16 protein-coding genes are annotated in these 22,498 nt (G+C 72.5%); 8 read left to right on the forward strand and 8 right to left on the reverse strand.

All coding sequences use genetic code 11. The annotated features are described in order from the left end of the window. Positions 1-10 precede the first annotated feature (10 nt). The 4 genes from WA788_RS10080 to glgB all read left to right on the forward strand — a co-directional run bounded on the left by WA788_RS10080 (position 11) and on the right by glgB (position 7,930). The gene (locus tag WA788_RS10080) at positions 11-1,996 is read left to right on the forward strand and encodes an alpha-1,4-glucan--maltose-1-phosphate maltosyltransferase (RefSeq protein ID WP_335974586.1); all 1,986 of its coding nucleotides are present in this window, start codon (positions 11-13) and stop codon (positions 1,994-1,996) included. Further along, positions 1,993-3,693 (forward strand): maltose alpha-D-glucosyltransferase, encoded by a 1,701-nt coding sequence (gene treS, locus WA788_RS10085; RefSeq protein ID WP_335974589.1) that lies wholly within the window; start codon positions 1,993-1,995, stop codon positions 3,691-3,693. Before WA788_RS10080 ends, treS begins: the two co-directional genes overlap by 4 nt. 236 nt (positions 3,694-3,929) lie before the next feature. Further along, positions 3,930-5,405, forward strand: coding sequence for a maltokinase N-terminal cap-like domain-containing protein (locus WA788_RS10090; RefSeq protein WP_335974593.1), 1,476 nt, complete (start codon positions 3,930-3,932; stop codon positions 5,403-5,405). Next, a complete protein-coding gene (gene glgB / locus WA788_RS10095) occupies positions 5,354-7,930 on the forward strand; it encodes a 1,4-alpha-glucan branching enzyme (protein WP_443034006.1) in 2,577 nt (858 codons plus the stop codon). Before WA788_RS10090 ends, glgB begins: the two co-directional genes overlap by 52 nt. A 49-nt stretch (positions 7,931-7,979) precedes the next feature. Here the strand turns inward: glgB and WA788_RS10100 are convergent, their stop codons facing one another. Both WA788_RS10100 and WA788_RS10105 read right to left on the reverse strand, forming a co-directional pair. Then, complete coding sequence (locus WA788_RS10100) at positions 7,980-9,005, reverse strand: ATP-dependent 6-phosphofructokinase (RefSeq protein WP_335974603.1); 1,026 nt, start codon at positions 9,003-9,005, stop codon at positions 7,980-7,982. 88 nt (positions 9,006-9,093) lie between these two features. Continuing rightward, on the reverse strand, positions 9,094-10,092 hold the full coding sequence (locus tag WA788_RS10105) for a 2-hydroxyacid dehydrogenase (protein WP_335974606.1): 999 nt from the start codon (positions 10,090-10,092) through the stop codon (positions 9,094-9,096). Between the two features lie 295 nt (positions 10,093-10,387). On the opposite strand from WA788_RS10105, the gene pta reads away from it, so the two are divergent. The 3 genes from pta to pyk all read left to right on the forward strand — a co-directional run bounded on the left by pta (position 10,388) and on the right by pyk (position 15,111). Beyond that, on the forward strand, positions 10,388-12,469 hold the full coding sequence (gene pta, locus WA788_RS10110; protein WP_335974610.1) for a phosphate acetyltransferase: 2,082 nt from the start codon (positions 10,388-10,390) through the stop codon (positions 12,467-12,469). Beyond that, complete coding sequence (locus tag WA788_RS10115) at positions 12,466-13,617, forward strand: acetate kinase (RefSeq protein ID WP_335974615.1); 1,152 nt, start codon at positions 12,466-12,468, stop codon at positions 13,615-13,617. The genes pta and WA788_RS10115 overlap by 4 nt, the downstream gene beginning before the upstream one ends. A gap of 75 nt (positions 13,618-13,692) precedes the next feature. Further along, positions 13,693-15,111: a pyruvate kinase gene (gene pyk, locus WA788_RS10120; RefSeq protein WP_335974618.1), complete on the forward strand. Its 1,419-nt coding sequence runs from the start codon at positions 13,693-13,695 to the stop codon at positions 15,109-15,111. 99 nt (positions 15,112-15,210) lie between these two features. On the opposite strand, the gene WA788_RS10125 is transcribed toward pyk, so the two are convergent. From WA788_RS10125 to WA788_RS10140, 4 genes are all read right to left on the reverse strand, one after another. Beyond that, on the reverse strand, positions 15,211-16,533 hold the full coding sequence (locus WA788_RS10125; RefSeq protein WP_335974621.1) for a hydrogenase expression protein HypF: 1,323 nt from the start codon (positions 16,531-16,533) through the stop codon (positions 15,211-15,213). Continuing rightward, positions 16,523-17,140, reverse strand: coding sequence for a DUF6114 domain-containing protein (locus tag WA788_RS10130; RefSeq protein WP_335974623.1), 618 nt, complete (start codon positions 17,138-17,140; stop codon positions 16,523-16,525). The genes WA788_RS10125 and WA788_RS10130 overlap by 11 nt, the downstream gene beginning before the upstream one ends. Positions 17,141-17,255: 115 nt before the next feature. Next, positions 17,256-17,885 (reverse strand): DUF6230 family protein, encoded by a 630-nt coding sequence (locus tag WA788_RS10135; protein WP_335974628.1) that lies wholly within the window; start codon positions 17,883-17,885, stop codon positions 17,256-17,258. 621 nt (positions 17,886-18,506) lie between these two features. Then, entirely contained in the window at positions 18,507-19,481 is a 975-nt protein-coding gene (locus tag WA788_RS10140) for a tetratricopeptide repeat protein (protein ID WP_335974632.1), read from the reverse strand. A gap of 280 nt (positions 19,482-19,761) precedes the next feature. Here WA788_RS10140 and WA788_RS10145 point away from each other — a divergent pair, with 280 nt between their 5' ends. Next, on the forward strand, positions 19,762-20,394 hold the full coding sequence (locus tag WA788_RS10145) for a TetR/AcrR family transcriptional regulator (RefSeq protein ID WP_335974635.1): 633 nt from the start codon (positions 19,762-19,764) through the stop codon (positions 20,392-20,394). A gap of 25 nt (positions 20,395-20,419) precedes the next feature. Here the strand turns inward: WA788_RS10145 and WA788_RS10150 are convergent, their stop codons facing one another. Both WA788_RS10150 and WA788_RS10155 read right to left on the reverse strand, forming a co-directional pair. Continuing rightward, complete coding sequence (locus WA788_RS10150) at positions 20,420-20,650, reverse strand: DUF397 domain-containing protein (RefSeq protein WP_335974639.1); 231 nt, start codon at positions 20,648-20,650, stop codon at positions 20,420-20,422. 120 nt (positions 20,651-20,770) lie between these two features. Then, on the reverse strand, positions 20,771-22,471 hold the full coding sequence (locus tag WA788_RS10155) for an acyl-CoA mutase large subunit family protein (protein ID WP_335974643.1): 1,701 nt from the start codon (positions 22,469-22,471) through the stop codon (positions 20,771-20,773). Positions 22,472-22,498: the final 27 nt, after the last annotated feature.

Genomic DNA, 22,498 nt, shown 5'->3' on the forward strand with positions numbered 1-22,498 from the left:
AGGTGAGGAAATGATCGGTCGTATCCCCGTCGTCGACGTCGAGCCGAGTGTGGACTGCGGCCGCAGGCCCGCCAAGGCGGTGGTCGGCGAACGGTTCCAGGTGACCGCCACCGTCTTCCGCGAGGGCCATGACGCGGTGGCGGCGAACGTGGTGCTGCGCGACAGCTCGGGCCGCTCGGGGCCGTGGACGCCGATGCGGGAGCTGGCGCCGGGCACCGACCGGTGGGGGGCGCACATCACCCCGACGGCCGAAGGGCGCTGGACGTACACGGTCGAGGCGTGGTCGGACCCGGTGGCGACCTGGCGGCACACCGCGGGCATCAAGGTCCCGGCCGGGATGGACACCGAGCTGGTGCTGGCCGAGGGCGCGCGGCTGCACGAGCGGGCCGCGGCCGGGGTGCCCAAGGGCGACGGGCGGCCCGCGGTCCTGGCGGCGGTGGACGCGCTGCGCGACGCCTCCCTGGCGCCGGCCGCCCGGCACGCCGCGGCGCTGGCCCCGGAGGTGGTCGCGGCGCTGGACCGCTTCCCGCTGCGGGAGCTGGTCAGCGCCTCCCGGCCGATGCCGCTGCACGTCGAGCGCGAGCGGGCGCTGTTCGGGTCCTGGTACGAGCTGTTCCCGCGCTCGGAGGGCGCGAGCGCCGGGCCGGACGGGCGGCTGCGCTCGGGCACCTTCCGCACCGCCGCCGAACGGCTGCCCGCGGTGGCCGCAATGGGCTTCGACGTGGTGTACCTGCCGCCGATCCACCCGATCGGCACCTCCTTCCGCAAGGGCCGGGACAACAGCCTGACCGCCGGGCCGGACGACGTCGGCTCGCCGTGGGCGATCGGCTCGCCCGAGGGCGGCCACGACGCGGTCCACCCGGACCTGGGCACCCTCGCCGACTTCGACCACTTCGTGGCGCGCGCCCGCGACCTGCGCATGGAGGTCGCGCTCGACTTCGCCCTCCAGTGCTCGCCGGACCACCCCTGGGTCAAGGAGCACCCGGAGTGGTTCACGCACCGCCCCGACGGCAGCATCGCCTACGCGGAGAACCCGCCGAAGAAGTACCAGGACATCTACCCGATCGCCTTCGACCGGGACTTCGCGGGCATCGTGCGGGAGACGCTGCGGGTGCTGCGGCACTGGATGGCGCACGGGGTGCGGATCTTCCGGGTGGACAACCCGCACACCAAGCCGGTGGTGTTCTGGGAGAAGGTGATCGCCGACATCAACCGGACCGACCCCGACGTGATCTTCCTCGCCGAGGCGTTCACCCGCCCGGCGATGATGGCCACCCTCGGCAAGATCGGCTTCCAGCAGTCCTACACCTACTTCACCTGGCGCAACACCCGCGACGAACTCACCTCGTACGCGACCGAGTTGAGCGGCGACAGCGCCGCCTACATGCGGCCGAACCTGTTCGTGAACACCCCCGACATCCTGCACGCCTACCTCCAGCACGGCGGCCGGCCGGCCTTCGCCGCCCGCGCGGTGCTCGCCGCCACCCTCTCCCCGACCTGGGGGGTCTACGCCGGCTACGAGCTGTGCGAGGGCGAGCCGGCGCACCCCGGCAGCGAGGAGTACGCCCACTCCGAGAAGTACGAGCTGCGGCCGCGCGACTGGGCCCGGGCGGAGGCCGAGGGCCGCTCGCTGGCGCCGCTGCTCACCACGCTCAACCGGCTGCGCCGCCGGCACCCGGCGCTGCGGCAGCTGCGGGACATCACGTTCCACCCGGTGGACAACGAGGCCCTGCTCGCCTACTCCAAGCGGCACGGCGACGACGTGGTCCTGACGGTCGTCAACCTCGACCCCTTCCACACCCAGGAGGCGACCGTGTCGTTGAACATGGCGGCGCTCGGCCTCTCCTGGCACGAGTCGTTCCCGGTACGCGACGAGCTGACCGGCCAGACCTACCACTGGGGCAGGGACAACTATGTGCGGCTCGATCCGGGCCACGCGCCCGCGCACGTGCTGTCGCTGCGACCGTCTCCATCGATCGGAGGGTCACTCAGTTGATCGTCAACGAACCCGTTCCTGACACCTTCGAGGACACCCCTGCCAAGGACCGTGATCCCGAGTGGTTCAAACGGGCGGTGTTCTACGAAGTCCTCGTCCGCTCCTTCCAGGACAGCAACGGCGACGGCGTCGGCGACCTCAAGGGGATCACCGCCAAACTCGACTACCTGCAATGGCTGGGCGTGGACTGCCTGTGGCTGCCGCCGTTCTTCGCCTCCCCACTGCGGGACGGCGGGTACGACGTCGCGGACTACACCGCGGTGCTCCCGGAGTTCGGCGACCTCGCCGACTTCGTGGAGTTCGTGGACGCCACCCACCAGCGCGGCATGCGCGTCATCATCGACTTCGTCATGAACCACACCAGCGACCAGCACCCGTGGTTCCAGGCCTCCCGCAGCGACCCGGACGGGCCGTACGGCGACTACTACACCTGGGCCGACGACGACAAGCAGTTCTCCGACGCCCGGATCATCTTCGTGGACACCGAGACGTCGAACTGGACCTTCGACCCGGTCCGCAAGCAGTACTACTGGCACCGCTTCTTCTCCCACCAGCCGGATCTGAACTACGAGAACCCGGCCGTGCAGGAGGAGATCCTCGCCGCCCTGAAGTTCTGGCTGGACCTGGGCATCGACGGCTTCCGGCTGGACGCGGTGCCCTACCTGTACCAGGAGGAGGGCACCAACTGCGAGAACCTGCCGCGCACCCACGGCTTCCTGAAGAAGGTGCGCGCCGAGATCGACGCGCACTACCCGGACACCGTGCTGCTCGCCGAGGCCAACCAGTGGCCCGAGGACGTGGTCGACTACTTCGGCGACTTCCCGGCCGGCGGCGACGAGTGCCACATGGCGTTCCACTTCCCGGTGATGCCGCGGATCTTCATGGCGGTGCGCCGCGAGTCGCGCTACCCGGTCTCCGAGGTGCTGGCCAAGACCCCGGCGATCCCGGCGAACTGCCAGTGGGGCATCTTCCTGCGCAACCACGACGAGTTGACGCTGGAGATGGTCACCGACGAAGAGCGCGACTACATGTACGCGGAGTACGCCAAGGACCCGCGGATGCGCGCCAACATCGGCATCCGCCGCCGGCTGGCCCCGCTGCTGGACAACGACCGCAACCAGATCGAGCTGTTCACCGCGCTGCTGCTGTCGCTGCCCGGCTCGCCGATCCTCTACTACGGCGACGAGATCGGCATGGGCGACAACATCTGGCTCGGCGACCGCGACGGGGTGCGCACCCCGATGCAGTGGACCCCCGACCGCAACGCCGGGTTCTCCTCCTCCGACCCCGGCCGCCTCTACCTGCCGACGATCATGGACCCGGTCTACGGCTACCAGGTCACCAACGTCGAGGCGCAGATGAGCTCCCCCAGCTCGCTGCTGCACTGGACCCGGCGGATGATCGAGATCCGCAAGCAGAACCGGGCGTTCGGCGTCGGCTCCTTCACCGAGCTGTCGTCGAGCAACCCGGCGGTGCTCGCCTTCCTGCGCGAGGACGGCGACGACCTGGTGCTGTGCGTGAACAACTTCTCCCGCTTCGCCCAGCCCACCGAGCTGGACCTGCGGCAGTTCGCGGGCCGGCACCCGGTGGAGCTGATCGGCGGGGTGCGCTTCCCGGCGATCGGCCAGCTGCCGTACCTGCTCACGCTCGCCGGGCACGGCTTCTACTGGTTCCGGCTGCGCCGCGACCCGTCCTGACGGCGGGGGGCCGGCCGGACCGGCCCCTCGGCCTGACCCGCCGTCCGAGGTGCGCGGGCACCGCACCTTTGGGACGATCGAGCGAAACCCGCAGCAGCCCGTACGGCGGTTTCCTGTCACCCGCCCGGGGCAGGCTCCCCGTGTCGCCGGACAGCCCGTACCCGTCATCCGGGAGGCTGGCGCATCCGCCGCTCCACCACCGCGGCCGGTGCGCGACTCCCCGGGGAAAGGACGTCATGTCGGACAGCTCCTGGACCCGTGTTCCCGCCACCACCGGCCGCGCTCTCGTGCCGGGGCTGCTGCGCTCCCTCGATCCGCTGCTGCGGCGCTGGCTGCCGCGGCAGCGCTGGTTCGCCGGCAAGGGCCTGCCGATCGGCGACTTCCGGCTGGCGGCGGCGACCGAGCTGGTTCCCCCGGGTGGCCGACTCGGCCCGCTCGGCCTGCTGCACGTCCTGGTCGACGTCGAGCAGCCCGGGCGGCCGCCGGACTGCTACCAACTGCTGCTCGGCGCGCATCCGCTGCTGCCGTCCGCACTGGTGCGCGCCGCGCTCGGCCCGGCCGTCGGCGGCCCCTACGACGGGCTGACCCTCTACGACGCGCCGCACGACCCCCGGATGGCGGCACTGCTGCTGGAACGCCTCAAGCTCCCCGGCCGCAGCGGGAACCTGCGCTTCACCACCGAGCCGTCCGCGCAGTTCCCGCCCGGGCTGACCCCGCGGGTGTCCACCGCGGAGCAGTCCAACACCTCCGTGGTGTACGGCGACCGGTACATCCTCAAGCTCTTCCGCCGGGTCTCGCCCGGCAGCAACCCGGACCTGGAGCTGTCGCTCGCGCTGGCCCGGGCCGGGTCCCGCCGGGTGGCGGAGCCGGTGGCGTGGTTCGAGGCGCTGGACGCCGACACCGCCGACGCCATGGACGCCATGGACCCCAAGGACGCCGCCGGCACCGCCGGCCCGGCCGCCGCGCCGCCGGGCGGCCGGGAGCCGATCACCCTCGGGGTGCTCCAGCGCTTCCTGCCCGGCTCCAGCGACGGTTGGGCGCTCGCCCTGGCGTCCGTGGCCGAGGACGGCGACTTCCGCGCCGAGGCCGCGGCGCTGGGCCGGGCCACCGCCGAGGTGCACCGCGCGCTGGCCGACGCGCTGCCGGTGCGCCGGCTGGACGGCGGCACCCTGGAGCGGGTCGCCGCGGCGATGACGCGCCGGCTGGAGGAGACCGCCGCCGAGGTGCCCGGGGTCCGCCCGTTCACCGGTGCGCTGCGCGCCGCCTACGACGACCTCGCCAAGCTCGGCGCGGGCACCGGGCCCGGCGGGGCGGTGTTCGCCCAGCGCATCCACGGCGACCTCCACCTCGGGCAGGCGCTGCGCGGGCCGGACGGCGCGTGGGTGCTGATCGACTTCGAGGGCGAGCCGGCCCGCCCGCTCGCCGACCGGCGCCGCCCCGCGCCGCCGGTCCAGGACGTCGCGGGCATGCTGCGCTCCTTCGACTACGCCGCCCACCACAGCGGCAACGGCCCCTGGGCCGCCCGGCACCGCGCCGCCTTCTGCACCGGGTACGCCGCGGTGGCGGGCACCGACCCCCGTGAACAGCCCGTGCTGATACGGGCCTTCGAAACCGACAAGGCGGTGTACGAAGCCCGGTACGAGGCCCGCCACCGCCCGGCCTGGCTGCCCATCCCGCTGTCCGCCCTCGCCCGCCTGTCCACGACCCCCTGACGAGACCCCGAGGAGTGCTTGCCGTGACCCCCGCCGCACAGCCACCGCGCCAACCGTCACCCGGTGACGGCGCCCTCCCGGAAGCCGCCGCCCGCGGCTACGACGCGACGACGCCGCACCCGGCGGCCTCGGGTACGGCGCCCAAGGAGCGCGATGCGCCCCACGCCGCGCCGGTGGTGCGGGGCGAACCAGGCGGCCCCGCCCGGCCGGTGACGGACCGCGGCGCCGTCGCGGCCGGTCGCGCGGTTCTTCCCCCAGAGCCTGGCCTGGGAGGTGCCCTCAGCGCCCCTGGGTCTTCCGGGGACGCCCCCGGACGCAGCGGCGGCCGCAACTGCGGGGGGACCGGGCTCAGCGCCGAGGAGCGGGGGCGGCTGGTGGGGGGCACCCATCACGACCCGCACGCGCTGCTCGGCGCGCACCGCGAGGCGGAGGGCGTACGGGTGCGGGCGCTGCGCCCGTTCGCCCGCGCCGTGGCGGTCGTGCTGGACGGCGAGCGCACCGAACTGGCGCCGGAGGGCGACGGGTTGTTCTCCGCGCTGCTCCCGCTGACCGAGATCCCCGCGCGGTACCGGCTGGCGGTGTCCTACGACGCGGGCGAGACGGTGGTCGACGACCCGTACCGCTTCCTGCCGACGCTGGGGGAACTGGACCTGCACCTGATCGGCGAGGGGCGGCACGAGCAGCTGTGGAAGGTGCTCGGCTCGCACCCGATGACGCACGGCGGGGTGCCCGGCACGCGCTTCGCGGTGTGGGCGCCGAACGCGCGCGGGGTGCGGCTGGCCGCGGACTTCACGTACTGGGACGGCTCCGGGCTGCCGATGCGCTCGCTCGGCTCGTCCGGGGTGTGGGAGCTGTTCGTCCCCGGGGTCGGCCCGGGCACGGCGTACAAGTACGAGATCATCCGGCCCGACGGCTCGCGCGGCATGAAGGCCGACCCGATGGCGCGCGCCACCGAGGTCCCGCCGGCCACCGCGTCGATCGTCACCGAGTCGTCGTACGCGTGGGGCGACGCGCAGTGGATGGCGCACCGCGCGGACGTCCCCGTGCACCGCGCGCCGCTGTCGGTGTACGAGGTGCACCTGCCGTCCTGGCGGCCGGGCCTGGACTACCGGGGCCTGGCCGAGCAGTTGCCCGCCTACGTGCAGGAACTGGGCTTCACCCACGTGGAGTTGATGCCGGTCGCGGAACACCCGTTCGGCGGCTCGTGGGGCTACCAGGTCACGTCGTACTACGCGCCGACCTCGCGGCTGGGCTCGCCGGACGACTTCCGGTACCTGGTGGACGCGCTGCACCGCGCGGGCATCGGCGTGATCATGGACTGGGTGCCGGCGCACTTCCCGAAGGACGAGTGGGCGCTGGCCCGGTTCGACGGCGAGCCGCTGTACGAGCCGGCCGACCCGCGCCGCGCCGAGCACCCGGACTGGGGCACCCTGGAGTTCGACTTCGGCCGCACCGAGGTCCGCAACTTCCTGGTGGCCAACGCGGTGTACTGGTGCGAGGAGTTCCACATCGACGGCCTGCGGGTCGACGCGGTCGCCTCGATGCTCTACCTCGACTACTCCCGTGAGCACGGGCAGTGGCTGCCGAACGCGTACGGCGGCCGGGAGAACCTGGACGCGGTGGCCTTCCTCCAGGAGATGAACGCCACCGTCTACCGGCGCTGCCCGGGCGTGGTCACCATCGCCGAGGAGTCCACCGCGTGGGACGGGGTGACCCGGCCCACCCACCAGGCCGGCCCGACCGGCTTCGGCGGCCTCGGCTTCGGCCTGAAGTGGAACATGGGCTGGATGCACGACACGCTCCAGTACATGGCGCACGAGCCGGTGCACCGCAAGTACCACCACGACGAGCTGACGTTCTCGATGGTGTACGCGTACAGCGAGAACTACGTGCTGCCCATCTCGCACGACGAGGTGGTGCACGGCAAGCGGTCGCTGGTGGAGAAGATGCCCGGCGACTGGTGGCAGCGGCGGGCCGGCGCCCGCGCGTACCTGGGCTACATGTGGGCCCACCCGGGCAAGCAGCTGCTGTTCATGGGGCAGGAGTTCGCGCAGGGCGCGGAGTGGTCGCACGACAGCGGCCCGGACTGGTGGCTGCTCGCGCCGGACTACCCCGCGGCCGGCGACCACCGCGGGGTGCGCGACTGGGTGCGCGACCTGAACGCGGTGTACGGCGCGACGCCCGCGCTGTGGCAGCGCGACACCGACCCGGGCGGCTTCGAGTGGATCGACGGCGGCGCCGCCGAGGACAACACGCTGTCCTTCCTGCGCCACGACACCGCGGGCAACCCGCTGATGTGCGTCAGCAACTTCTCCCCCGTGGTGCGCCGGGACTACCGGATCGGCTGCCCCGAGGGGGTGTGGGTCCAGGTGCTCAACAGCGACGAGACCCGCTACGGCGGCAGCGGCGTGTCGGTCGGGGGGCCGGTCAAGAGCGAGCCGACGCCCTGGCACGGCCGCCGGCACAGCATCACGCTGACCGTGCCGCCGCTGGCCACGGTCTGGCTGCGGCCGGCCGCGGGCTGAGCCGCGGCGGCCGGTCGCGGCTCGGCCCGCGACCGGCCGGGCGGGGCTCTCAGAAGACCGACTCGGCTTCCTCCATCCGGTCCTCGGGCACCGTCTTGAGGTGGGTGACGGCGTCGGCGAGCGGCACCATCACCACGCGGGTGCCGTGCAGCGCCGTCATCTGCCCGAAGGAGCCGGCGTGCGCGGCCTCCACGGCGTGCCAGCCGAACCGGGTCGCCAGCACCCGGTCGTAGGCGGTGGGGACGCCGCCGCGCTGGACGTGGCCGAGGATGACCGGGCGGGCCTCCTTGCCCAGCCGCCGTTCCAGCTCGCGGGCGAGCGTGGTGCCGATGCCGTTGAACCGCTCGTGGCCGTACTTGTCGATCGCGCCGACGCCGTACTCCATGGTGTCCTTCGCCGGGTGGGCGCCCTCGGCGACGCAGACCACCGCGAAGCGCTTGCCGCGGGCGAAGCGCTTCTCGACCATGTCCACCAGGTCGGCCGGGTCGAAGGGCCGCTCGGGCACGCAGATGCCGTGCGCGCCGCTGGCCATGCCCGCCTCCAGGGCGATCCAGCCCGCGTGGCGGCCCATCACCTCCACCACCATGACCCGCTGGTGCGACTCGGCGGTGGTCTGGAGCCGGTCGATCGCCTCGGTGGCGACGGTGACGGCGGTGTCGAAGCCGAAGGTGCGGTCGGTGCCGTTGATGTCGTTGTCGATGGTCTTGGGCACGCCGACCACCGGCATGCCGGCGTCGGAGAGCATCCGGGCGGCGGTCAGGGTCCCCTCGCCGCCGATCGGGATGAGGACGTCGATCCCGTACTGGGCGCACAGCTCGTCGGCGTTGTCGGCGGCCTCGCGCAGCCGGGCCCGCTCCAGCCGGGCCGAGCCGAGGATGGTGCCGCCGCGGGCCAGGATGCCGCTGACGGAGTTGAGGTCGAGTTCGCGGAAGCGGCCTTCCAGCAGCCCGACGAAGCCGTCCTCAAAACCGATCACCTCGTCGGTGTGGCCGGTCAGCGCGCGGTGGACGACCGAGCGGATGACGGCGTTGAGGCCGGGGCAGTCGCCGCCGGCGGTGAGCACTCCGATACGCATGGCGATCTCCAGGAGACACGGGTAGCGGGTCGCGGACCGGGTGCGGGTCCGCGCCGCCGCACGGGCCGGGCGGGCCGGGCCCCCGGTGTCACGGGGACTTCGGGATCAGCGTGCACTCAGTGATCCGCCCCGCGAGGTAGTCGTCCACATTGCGGACGGTGGCCGTGACGATCTCCTCGACCGCGTCCACCGTGAAGTACGCCTGGTGCGAGGTGATCAGCACGTTGGCGAAGGTCAGCAGCCGGGCCAGGGTGTCGTCGGTCATCACCTCCAGCGACTTGTCGTAGAAGAAGACCCCGGCCTCCTCCTCGTACACGTCCAGGCCGACGCCGCCGAGTCGGCCCTCGCGCAGCGTGGCCACCAGCGCGTCGGCGTCGATCAGCGCGCCGCGGCCGGTGTTGACCACGATCGCGTCGTCCTTCAGCTCCGCCAGCCGCCGCGCGCCGAGCAGGTGGTGGGTGGAGGGCATCAGCGGCACGTGCAGGCTGATCAGGTCGGACTCGCGCAGCAGCCGGTCGAGTTCGACGTACTCCAGGCCCATCTCCTGGCACTGCGGGTTGACCGAGATGTCCCAGCCGAGCAGCCGCATGCCGAAGCCGCGGGCGATCGCGGTGAAGGCCGCGCCGATCCGCCCGGTGCCCACGATCCCGGCGGTGCGGCCGTGGAAGTCGCGGCCGAGCAGCCCGTCCAGCCGGAAGTCGAAGTCGCGGGTGCGCGAAGCGGCCCGCACGATACGGCGGTTGAGCGCCATCGCCAGCGCCCACGCGAACTCCGCCACCGCGTACGGGGAGTAGCGGGCCACCCGGGCCACGGTCAGCCCGAGCCGCTCGGCGTGCGCGAGGTCGATGTTGTTGTAGCCGGTGGAGCGCTGGGTGATCAGCCGGGTGCCGCCGCGCACCAGCGCCTCCAGCGCGGGCGCGTCCAGGGCCGCGTTGACGCTGGTGGACACCGCTTCGTAGCCCGCGGCCAGCGGCAGCGTGTCGGCGGTCAGGACGGTCTCCAGGCAGCGCACGTCGTGCCGCGGCGCGAACGCGCGCTCCAGCAGGGGCCGTTCGTCACGCTGCACTCCGGTAGCCAGGACCTCCATGGCACCGCCCTCCGTCTCCGATCTGCCCTCACTGTACGGGTACGGCCGGTTTCGTCCGGTGGACCCGCCGAACCGGCCGCGCCGGGCCTGCCGCGCGCTGCCCGAACGGCCCAGAAACGCATCCCGCGCACCGCGTGTCCGCCGACGCGACGTCGGCACGCCCCGCCCTCGTCGGGCATTCGCCCGGTTGGCGCGTTAGCGTCTGCTGTGCGCACGCACGTACGCACTTCCCGCGCCCCGCGGGCCGGCAGCGGTCCGCGGCACGGGTTCGGCAGCACAGGAACGGAGCACAGGGGTGACGCGCAGCGTCTATGTCACGGGCATCGGCCGTGGCGACGGCCGTCAGGTCGTGGAACTCGGAATGATGGAGCTGCTGACCCGCCAGGTGGACCGGGTCGGCCTCTACCGCCCGCTGGTCCACGACGCCCCGGACCGGATCTTCGAGTTGCTGCGCGGCCGCTACCGGCTCGCCCAGGACCCGGCGACGTACTTCGGCCTGGGGTACGAGGAGGCTGCCGCGCTCCAGGCCGAGCAGGGCGAGGCGGCGCTGATCGGGCGGCTCGTCGAGGGCTATCTGCGGGTCGCGGAGAGCTTCGAGACGGTGCTGATCCTCGGCTCGGACTTCGCCGCCACGAACCTGCCGGCCGAGTTGGGGGTCAACGCCCGGCTGGCGAACGAGTGCGGCGCCTCGGTGCTGCCGGTGGTCGGCGGCCGGGACCAGAACGCCGAGTCGGTGGTCGCGGAGGTCCGCAACGCCCACCACGCCTACACCAACCTCGGCTGCGACGTCATCGCGATGGTCGCCAACCGGGTGGCCCCGGACCAACTGGAGGCGTCCACCGAGCAGTTGCGGCGCAGCCTGGACGTGCCGGTGTATGTGCTGCCGGACGAGCCCGCGCTGTCGGCGCCGACGGTCCGGCAGATCGTGCAGACGCTCGGCGCGGAGGTGCTGCTCGGCGACGACGCGGGGCTGGCCCGCGACGCGCTGGACTTCGTCTTCGGCGGCGCGATGCTGCCGACGTTCCTGCCCGCGCTGACCCCCGGGTGCGTGGTGGTCACCCCGGGCGACCGCGCCGACCTGATCATAGGAGCGCTGGCCGCGCACTCGGCCGGGTCGCCGCCGATCGCGGGCGTGCTGCTCACGCTGGGCGAGAAGCCCGGCCAGGACATCCTGCAACTGGCCGAGCGGCTGGCCCCGGGCACCCCGGTGGTGGCGGTGCCGACCGGCTCGTTCCTCACCGCCACCGAACTGTTCGGGCTGGACGGCAAGCTGGGCGCGGGCACCCCGCGCAAGGCGGAGACCGCGCTCGGCCTGTTCGAGACGCACGTGGACACCACCGAGCTGACCGAGCGGCTGTCGGTGGCCCGCTCGGCCCGGGTCACCCCGATGATGTTCGAGCACGCGCTGCTGGAGCGGGCCCGGAGCAACAAGCGGCGGATCGTGCTGCCCGAGGGCGCCGAGGAGCGCATCCTGCGGGCGGCGGAGGTGCTGCTGCGCCGGGGCGTGTGCGAGCTGACCCTGCTCGGCGAGGAGGACGCGGTCCGCAAGAAGGCGGGCGACCTCGGCATCGCGCTGGACGACCCGGCGCTGGACATCCTGGACCCGCACACCTCACCGCTGCGGGACCGTTTCGCCGCCCTGTACGCCAAGCTCCGCGCGCACAAGGGCGTCAGCTACGAGCTGGCCTACGACGTGGTCGCCGACGTGTCGTACTTCGGCACGCTGATGGTCCAGGAGGGCCTGGCCGACGGCATGGTGTCGGGCGCGGTGCACTCCACGGCGGCCACGATCCGCCCGGCGTTCGAGATCATCAAGACCCGGCCGGGCGCGGCCATCGTCTCCTCGGTGTTCTTCATGTGCCTGGCCGACCGGGTGCTGGTCTACGGCGACTGCGCGGTCAACCCGGACCCGGACGCCGAGCAGCTCGCGGACATCGCGATCCAGGCGGCGGGCACCGCGGCCCGCTTCGACGTGCAGCCGCGGGTGGCGATGCTGTCGTACTCCACCGGCACCTCCGGCTCGGGCGCGGACGTGGACAAGGTGCGGGCGGCCACCGAGCTGGTCCGGCAGCGCCGGCCCGACCTGCTGGTGGAGGGCCCGATCCAGTACGACGCGGCGGTCTCCCCGGTCGTCGCCGCCGCGAAACTGCCGGGTTCGGCGGTGGCCGGGCGGGCCACGGTGCTGGTCTTCCCGGACCTGAACACCGGCAACAACACCTACAAGGCAGTCCAGCGCTCGGCGGGCGCGGTCGCGGTCGGCCCGGTCCTGCAAGGACTGCGCAAGCCCGTCAACGACCTGTCGCGCGGCGCGCTGGTGCAGGACATCGTCAACACGGTCGCGATCACCGCGATCCAGGCCCAGGGGGACCCACGGTGACCGCCGCGACCCATGTACTCGTGCTCAACTCCGGCTCCTCGTCGGTGAAGTACCAGCTGCTCGACATGGCCGACGGGGCCCGCCCCGCGTCCGGGGTGGTGGAGCGGATCGGCGAGGAGGGCGGCGTCGCCGACCACGCCGAGGCGCTGCGCCAGGTCGCCCGTGAACTGGACGGGCAGGGCCTGGGCCTGGACTCGCCGCGGCTGGCGGCGGTCGGGCACCGGGTGGTGCACGGCGGCACCCGCTTCACCGAGCCGACCCTGATCACCGACGAGGTGGTCGCGGAGATCGAGAAGCTGGTGCCGCTCGCCCCGCTGCACAACCCGGCGAACATCACCGGCATCAAGGTCGCCCGCCAGTTGCGCCCGGACCTGCCGCAGGTGGCGGTCTTCGACACCGCCTTCCACGCGAGCATCCCGGAGGCGGCCGCCCGCTACGCGATCGACGCGGCCACCGCCGAGCGGTACGGCATCCGCCGCTACGGCTTCCACGGCACCTCGCACGCCTACGTCTCCCGGGCGACGGCCGCGCTGCTCGGCAAGGAGCCCGCCGAGGCCAACGTGATCGTGCTGCACCTGGGCAACGGCGCCTCGGCGTCGGCGGTGCGCGGCGGGGTGTGCGTGGACACCTCGATGGGGCTGACCCCGCTGGAGGGGCTGGTGATGGGCACCCGCTCCGGCGACATCGACCCGGCGGTGGTCTTCCACCTCCAGCGGGTGGCCGGGATGCCCACCGACGAGATCGACACGCTGCTCAACAAGCGGTCCGGGCTGCTGGGCCTGTGCGGCGCCAACGACATGCGGGAGATCGGCCGCCGGATGGGCGCGGGCGACAAGGACGCGCAGCTGGCCTTCGACGTCTACGTGCACCGGCTGCGCCGCTACATCGGCGCGTTCACCGCGGTGCTGGGCCGGGTGGACGCGGTGGCGTTCACCGCGGGCGTGGGCGAGAACTCCGCCGCGGTGCGCGCCGCTGCGCTGGACGGGCTGGCGGGTCTGGGCATCGAGCTGGACCCGGTGCGCAACGCGGTGCGCGCCTCGGGCGGCCGGCTCGTCTCGGCCGCGACCAGCCGGGTGGCGGTGGCGGTGGTCCCCACTGATGAGGAGTTCGAGATCGCACGGGATACTTATGCCTTGGCGCGCGCTTAAGGACCTGACGCCGAAGGCACCAGCAACGCAGCCCCACATTATTCCGGAGCGGAACAAACCGATAGGATAGTGCCCATGCGCCGAGCCAAGATCGTCTGCACCCTGGGTCCCGCCGTCGACTCGTACGACCAGCTCAAGACGCTGGTCGACGCCGGTATGAACGTGGCCCGCCTCAACTTCAGCCACGGCAGCCACGCCGAGCACGAGAGCCGCTACCAGCGCGTGCGCAAGGTCGCCGAGGAGACTGGCCGCGCGGTCGGTATCCTCGCCGACCTCCAGGGGCCGAAGATCCGGCTGGCCACCTTCGCCGACGGGCCGGTGGAGCTGGTGGCCGGCGACGAGTTCGTCATCACCACCGAGGACGTGCCCGGTGACCGCACCATCTGCGGCACCACCTACAAGGGCCTGCCCGGCGACGTCTCGCAGGGCGACCCGATCCTCATCAACGACGGCAACGTGGCGCTGCGCGTCATCGAGGTCGAGGGCGCCCGGGTCCGCTCGCTGGTGGTCGAGGGCGGTGTGATCTCCGACCACAAGGGCATCAACCTGCCCGGCGCCTCGGTGAACGTGCCCGCGCTGTCCGAGAAGGACATCGAGGACCTGCGCTTCGCGCTGCAGATGGGCGTCGACATGGTCGCGCTGTCCTTCGTCCGGGACGCCAAGGACGTGCGCGACGTGCACCGGGTGATGGACGAGGAGGGCCGCCGGGTCCCGGTCATCGCCAAGGTGGAGAAGCCGCAGGCGGTGGAGAACATGGAGGACGTCGTCATGGCGTTCGACGCCGTGATGGTCGCCCGCGGCGACCTCGCGGTGGAGTACCCGCTGGAGAAGGTGCCGGTGGTGCAGAAGCGGCTGATCGAGCTGTGCCGCCGCAACGCCAAGCCGGTGATCGTGGCGACCCAGATGATGGAGTCGATGATCACCAACTCCCGGCCGACCCGCGCCGAGGCGTCCGACGTGGCCAACGCGATCCTGGACGGCGCGGACGCGGTCATGCTCTCGGCGGAGTCCTCGGTCGGCAAGTACCCGATCGAGACGGTCAAGACGATGGCGCGGATCGTGGAGGCGGCCGAGCAGGAGCTGCTCTGCCGGGGCCTCCAGCCGCTGGCGCCGGGCAAGAAGCCCCGCACCCAGGGCGGCGCGGTGGCCCGTGCGGCCGCCGAACTGGCCGACTTCCTCGACGCGCGCACCCTGGTGGCGTTCACCAAGTCCGGTGACACCGCCCGCCGGCTGGCCCGCTACCGCGTGCCCGAGCCGGTGGTGGCCTTCACCACCGACCCCGCCACCCGCAACCAGCTGGCGCTGACCTGGGGTGTGGAGACGTTCGTGGTCGAGCACGTGGACAACACCGACGCGATGGTGGAGCTGGTCGACCGGGAGATGCTCAAGCTCTCGGAGTACGCCAAGGGCGACACCGTGATCATCACGGCCGGCTCCCCGCCCGGCGTGCCCGGCACCACCAACCTGGTCCGGGTGCACCACCTGGGGAACTGACCCGCCCCGCACGACCAGCGGCCACGTACCCCTGTGGGAGGGGGTGCGTGGCCGCTTCGTGCCTCCTGCCGCGCGGCCGGGGCCGCGCGCGGGGTGCGGTCAGGGCTGGCCGGGCAGCACCTGCATGCCCGGCACGTGCAGGTTGCCGCCGAACTGGCCGGCGTTGATGACCGTCACGTTGGTGAAGAACAGCTCCGGCAGCGTCAGCGGCGGCGGGGACTTCGGCGTGAAGGTGATCGGGATCAGGCCGAGCAGGTTGCCGCTGAGCGACTCGGTGTAGAGCGTCGTGGTGCCGCCGGTGATCGTGGACGTGGAGCCCTTGGCGGCCTTGACCTCGGTGTGGCCCTTGCCGCCCGGGCCGACCACGAACTGGTCGAGGTCGCCGATGTCGATGCCGGTGGTGGTGAACTTCAGGACGTCCTTGACCTCGCCGCTGGCGGTCTTCACCTGCACGATGCCGTCGTAGTTCAGGCCGTGCAGGGTCAGGATGCTGCTCTTGAGGGTCCACGGCTCGTCGGGCAGCAGCGGTATGCCGCCCTCGGTCTTCGCGTCCGCGAGCGCCTTGGCGTCGTAGGTCGGGCAGGGGTAGCCCTGCTTGCCGTCGGAGGCCGTGGTGGACGGCGACGGGGTGGCCGTCGCCTTCGGGGTCGCCGTGGCGTCCGTGAGGCCCTTGACGGCCTTCTCGGCAGTGGACTTGGTGTCCTTGCTGTCCTTGGTGCCCGTGCTGCTCTTGCTGCTCGTCGTGCCGCTGCCGGACGTCTTGGACGTGGACGCCGGGTCGGGGGCCGGCGTGGTGGCGCTCGCCGTCGGCGTGGGGTCGGCCGTGGTGGGCGTCGCCGTCGGCGTCGGGTCGCTCTTCTTGCCGCCGAGCAGCCCGCTCAGCAGGTCGCCCAGCCCCAGCGGGTCGAGCGGGTTGTACGACGAGGTCGCCGTCGGCGTCGGGCTCGCGGTGGCGGTAGGCGTGGACTTCTTGGCCGAGTCGCCGGACGTGGCGGTCGGGCTCGGGCTCGCGGTCGCGGCCGGCCGGTCGCCCTCGGGGCTGGCCGTCGGCGTCGGGGTGGCGGTACCGGACGTGCTGTCCTGGTCCGCCTTCTTGGTGCTCTTCGCGCTGTCCTTGGCGCTGCTCTTCGAGCTGTCCTTCGTGTCCTGCCCGGAAGCCGTCGGGGACGGCGTCTCGGACTGGGAGACGCAGGCGCCGGGCGCGAACGACGGCGTCGAGGGCTCGTCGGCCTGCGCGAGATGCGGGGTCAGGCCCATGCCCATCAGCACCGCCGTGGGCATCGCGGCGAGCGCCACCGCCTTGCCGGCGGGGACATGCAGCTTGGTCAGCAGCGACTTGCGCGGAGCCGCGTGGCGCGGCCCCGAGGTCGCCCTGGCGCGTGGCCCGTCGCTCGTGGCCGGCTGAGCGTCGTCACCCAGCACGGTGCCTCCCGTTCTTCTCCTTGGTGGTCTCTTCGTCGCCGCGTCCGCCGGCCAGTACCGGCTCCTCGGCGCGTTGCGGCGTCTCGCCCCGCGGCTGGGCGGGCACGAACGGGTCGTCCGGACGCGCGCCGCCGGGGGCGCCCTCGTCCTCGCCGGCCGGTCCCGGGTCGCCGTCGGGCAGTTCCGCCTTCTCACCGGGCTCGTCCGCCGCCGGGACGCCGGGCGCCCAGGAGACCGCGAGCGCACCGCCGAGCAACGCGAGCACGAAGCCCATCAGGAAGCCGCCGACGTTGGAGACCGGCAGCGACACCAGCGCGAGCAGGATCGAGGCGACCCCGGCGAAGATCCGTACCGCGGACTGGAACCACATGGTCAGCCCCAGCACGAACAGCAGCACGCCGATGATCAGCGAGGCGGACCCGGTGGTGGTGGACATCCGCACGGTCAACTGGCCGAGCGTGAGGTTCTCGTACGGGAAGTACGCGATGGGCAGGCCCGCGATGAGGGTCAGCAGTCCGGCCCAGAAGGGGCGTTGCCACCTCCAGTGACGGAACGCCAGACGTCCTTTCCGGAACCCGGCACGCAGTCCTGTCGACTCGGCGCTCATCGAAAACAGCTCCCTGGGACTGGCTTGGTGCGGTGGAAATACGTACGGCGGCCTGGGCGAGCCGCGTCCCGCGCGACTCGCCCGCGGCCACACGGCGCGGCTCTCGCCTGATCGCCTAGTAGCACTCGACTCCGGAACCGGAGCCCTTCTTCACGCTCATGCTCAGCCCGGCGAGCTTGAAGGTGCCCGCGCTGGTCGCCCAGGCGGTCTGGTCCACGTTCGTCAGGACGGCCCGGTCGGCCTCCTGCGCGAACGACCCCGGGTCGGCCTTGTCGCCCGCCGCGACGCCGGGGCCCTTCTGGCTGTCACCCGCCGCGACACCGATGTTGATGTCGTAGAAGGTGGCGTCGGCGTTGAGCTGGTTCAGGTCGATGTAGAGGTTGCTGGCCTTGACCTTCTTGCCGTTGTTGCCGGCCGTCAGCTTCAGCGTCACGTCGCCGACCAGCGGGATCTTCGGCAGGACCACCGACTGGCACAGCCCGGTGATGGTCGCCGACTTGAAGGCCGAGACCGCGACCGGCTGCGCGGTGCCGCCGTGCTGGACGTCGACCGCGCCGTACTGGATGAACCCGGTGCCGTTCAAGGTGTCGGCGTGCACCTTGAACTCCTGGCCCGACACGCTGAAGGACGCGGCCAGCGCCCCCTGGGCCAGCGCCACGCCTATCGCCGCGGTGGCCGCGACGCTCGGCACCATGACGACGGCGAACCGCCGCCATCTGGTACCGCCACGAACGATCGACTCCATACTTCCTCCTTCTCGGACGTACATCTCCGGCCGGGTCGTTCGGGCCCGGCCCGGGATGGGAGAAGTGCTACGTCCTCGGGAAGGAGAGCGCCGGTGGTCGGGAGGCCGTCCCCTCCCGGGGGAGTCGCGGACGGCGCTGTCCGAACGTCGGCGATCACCCCCGAGCGACAACCACTGGCCACGCTCTCGCGCAACCTTGGGGACAGGCTCCATCCGGTTCCATCCGTGGACGGAGACCCCCCTGTCCCGGGGCGACGGCGGTCACCGCGCACCCCGCCCGGCGGGGACCCGCGGCCGTCGCACCGGCTGGCGGCCGGACGCACGGTTACGGGACCGAGCTTGGCCGATCGTGGTCCATTCGGGGGCTGTGCACAAGGGGGTTCGTTACCAGCGGGTAACGGCAGAGCGTCACCAACATGATCGCCACAGCGCCTTTTCTGACGCAGAGTGACCGAAATCCGGGGGCGCGAATCCGGCACCCCGGGACAATGGCCCCCAAACGGGGGCGGGCTTCCTACCGGAAGTAACAGCGGCCGCGCATTGTCACGGTTTGATAAAGTGCGGCCGCCGTATCGCTAAATCCGTGAGTGCCCGCAGGTCCGCGCGCGGGTCACGCGCGGGTCAGAAGAGCACCCGGGCCAGCGCGGTGCGCGCCGCGACCACCCGCGGGTCGTCCGGGCCGATCACCTCGAACAGCTCCAGCAGCCGCAGCCGGACCCGGTCGCGGTCCTCGCCCGCGGTGCGCCGCACCACGTCCACCAGCCGGCCGAAGGCGTCCTCCACATGACCGCCGACCAGGTCGAGGTCGGCGGCGGCCAGTTGGGCGTCGACGTCGGCAGGGGCGTCGGCGGCCGCCTTGCGCACCTGCTGCGGGTCCGCGCCCTCCACCCGCTGGAGCAGCTCCGCCTGCGCCAGGCCGAGCTTCGCCTCGGCGTTGCCCGGCTCGTCGGACAGCACGTTGCGGTACGCCTGGATCGCACCGGCCAGGTCGCCCGCGTCCAGCGCCTCGTGCGCCGAGGTCAGCGCGAGCTCCTGCGGGGTGGCGGGGCGCGGCGGGGCCTGCTCGGCGGGCTCCGCGGCCGCGTCGGCCGGGTCCACCTCGGCGCCGACGATGCCGAACCGCTGCTCGGCGACGGCGATCACCTGGTCGAGCACCTCGGTGATCTGCTCCTCGGGCGCGGCGCCCTGGAAGAGCGGCATCGCCTGCCCGGCCAGCACCGCGAAGACCGCGGGCACCCCCTGCACGCCGAACTGCTGGAAGAGCAGCTGGTTGGCGTAGACATCGGCGGTGGCGAGGACGAAGCGCCCCCGGTACTGGCCGGCCAGCCGCTCCAGCACCGTGTTGAGCTGCTTGCTCTGCTCGGCCTGATCGGCCCAGAAGCTGATGACGACCGGGACCTCGGCGGAGCGCTGGAGGACGTCGCTCTCGAAGGTCGCCTCGGTCACCTCGATGACGAGCGGGGCGGCGGGGGCGGCGCCGGGTCCGGCCTCCTGGCGCTGGGCGCGGGCCTGTTCGGCCTTCGCCTTGGCCTCGGTGGCCGCCTTCACCGCGGCGAGGTCGACCACGCCGCTCATGGACATGTTCCGTGGCTGCATGAGGCAATCCTCCCCCGTCGCGGAGCAAAGCGTGTACAGACCCCGATACCCGCCGGATTGCGGGAGGGGCCGGTGGCCGGTCGCGGCGGGGAACGCCGCCGCGGGTGTCCTCGGTACGGAATCCCCGTCCGTACGGTGTGGCTGTCGCGTCGGCGGGCTCGCAGGCCCACCCTTTCGCTACGAGTCGTAGCGTAACTGCCGGGCGCGGGGCGCGCAGTGGCGCCTGGTGTGACAACGATCACGCGCGCCGCGGTGGCTACCGGCGGGTAAGGTCCGGCCTATGTCCCCCACTCCGCCGGCCGGCCCGAGCAGGCGCACCGGTCGGCCCAGAAGCGCCGAGGCGGACCGCGCCATCCTGGACGCGACCCGCGCGGCGCTGGTGGAGCTGGGCTACGGCGGGTTGACGCTCGGCGACGTGGCGGCCCGCGCGGGCGTGGCCAAGACCACCTTGTACCGGCGCTGGGCGGGCAAGAACGAGTTGGTGGTGGACGCGCTCGCGGCGCTCTTCGACGAGCAGCTCGAACTGCCCGACCTCGGCAGCCTCCAGGCCGACATCGAGGGCGTGGTGCTGCGCTTCGCCGAGGTGCTCGACCGCCCGGAGACCCGCACCTCGCTGATGGCGGTGGTCGCGGAGGCGGGGCACGACGAGGCGCTGCGCGCCCGCATCCGGGAGGCGATCGTCGACCGGCAGAAGCACCTGGTGCTGCTCGGCCGGGCCCGCGCCCAGCTGCGCGGCGAGCTGCCCCCGGACGAGGGCGCCGCCGACCCGGCCCGGGACGACCTGATCTTCGACGTGGTGGCCGGGGCGGTGGTGCACCGGGTGATGGTCAGCTCCGAGCAGGTGGACCGGGAGTGGGCCGACCGGCTGGCCCGGCTGCTGGTGAGCGGGCTGACCGCGGCGCCGGACCGCTGAGCCCGGCCGGCGGGCGGCCCGGCCGTCAGCCCGTCTCCGTCGCCCGGCCCGCGCCGGCCCCCTCCCCCGGGTCCGTGTCCGATTCCGCGTCCGTGTCCGTCTCCGCCTCCGTCGCGAAGTGGTCGAACTCCCCGGCCTTGACGCCCTTCACGAACGCCTCCCACTTCGCGGGCGTGGTCACCGCGACCACGTCGGGCCGCCGCGTCTCCCGGATGTAGATCATCCCGTCGTCACCGACGGTCGCTTCGAGGGCCACGCGGTTCCTTCCGCAGGGTTGCCGGGCTGGGTGCGTATGAGACTAAGGGCGCAGCCAGTAGCATCCCGTGGCCAACTCGGCTTCAGGAAGGGGGCGTTGGTCCGATCAGGTGACGGAAGATCAGAATCGGGCCGGTTCGGTGTACGAACCCCACTCCTCCCGCAGCACCCCGCAGACCTCGCCGAGCGTGGCCTCGGCCCGGATCGCGGTGAGCATCGGCTCGATCATGTTGGAGCCGTCGCGGGCGGCGGCGGTCATCGCCTCGAGCGCGGCGCGCACCGCGGCGCCGTCCCGCGCGGCCTTGCGGTCGGCCAGCACCCGCACCTGCTCGCGCTCCACCTCGTGGCTGACCCGCAGGATCTCCAGGTCGCCGGTGACCGAGCCGGTGTGGCAGTTGACGCCCACCGCCTTCTTCTCGCCCTTCTCCAGCGCCCGCTGGTACTGGAAGGCGGACTCGGCGATCTCCCCGGTGAAGTAGCCGTCCTCGATGCCGCGCAGGATGCCCGAGGTGATCGGGCCGATCGGGTGCTCACCGGTCGGCACCGCCCTGGCGCCCAGCTCCCTGATCCGCTCGAAGATCTGCTCCGCGTCGGCCTCGATCCGGTCGGTGAGCGCCTCGACGTACCAGGAGCCGCCGAGCGGGTCGGCCACGTTGGCCACCCCGGTCTCCTCCATCAGCACCTGCTGGGTGCGCAGCGCGATCTCCGCGGCCTGGGCGCTGGGCAGCGCCAGCGTCTCGTCCAGTGCGTTGGTGTGCAGGGAGTTGGTGCCGCCGAGCACCGCCGACAGCGCCTCGACCGCGGTGCGCACCACGTTGTTGTACGGCTGCTGGGCGGTGAGCGAGACCCCGGCGGTCTGGGTGTGGAAGCGCAGCCACTGCGCCTTGTCGGAGGTGGCCCCGTACACGTCGCGCATCCAGCGGGCCCAGATCCGGCGGGCGGCGCGGAACTTGGCGATCTCCTCGAAGAAGTCCAGGTGCGCGTCGAAGAAGAAGGAGAGCCCCGGCGCGAAGGTGTTGACGTCCAGGCCGCGGGACAGGCCCAGCTCCACGTATCCGAAGCCGTCGGCGAGGGTGTACGCCAGCTCCTGCGCGGCCGTCGCGCCCGCCTCGCGGATGTGGTAGCCGGAGACCGACAGCGGCTTGTAGGCGGGCACCGAGCGGGCGCAGTGCTCCATCAGGTCGCCGATCAGCCGCAGGTGCGGGTCGGGCGCGAAGAGCCACTCCTTCTGCGCGATGTACTCCTTGAAGATGTCGGTCTGGAGCGTGCCGTTGAGTACCGCGGGGTCGACACCCTGGCGCTCGGCGGCGACCAGGTACATGCAGAAGACCGGCACCGCAGGGCCGGAGATCGTCATCGAGGTGGTGACGTCGCCGAGCGGGATGCCGCCGAAGAGGACCTCCATGTCGGCCGCGGAGTCGATCGCGACCCCGCAGTGGCCGACCTCGCCGAGCGAGCGGGGGTCGTCGGAGTCGCGGCCCATCAGCGTCGGCATGTCGAACGCGACGGACAGTCCGCCGCCGCCGGCCTGGAGGATCATCTTGTACCGCTCGTTGGTCTGCTCGGCGTTGCCGAAGCCGGCGAACTGGCGGATGGTCCAGGTCCGGCCGCGGTAGCCGGTGGCGTGCAGGCCGCGGGTGAAGGGGTACTCCCCCGGCCAGCCGATGCGGTCGAAGCCGGGTACGTCGGCGCCGGGCGGTGGCCCGTAGACCGGCTGTACGGGGTCACCGGAGAGGGTGGTGAAGTCGGCGTCCCGGGTGCGCGCGGAGTCGTAGCGCGCCTGCCAGCGCCGGCGGCCTGTCTCGATCTCGTGGGCGTCCATGCCTCAAATTTACTTGGACGTCCTAGT

Source organism: Streptomyces sp. CA2R106 (assembly GCF_037034245.1).
Classification (GTDB): Bacteria; Actinomycetota; Actinomycetes; order Streptomycetales; family Streptomycetaceae; genus Actinacidiphila.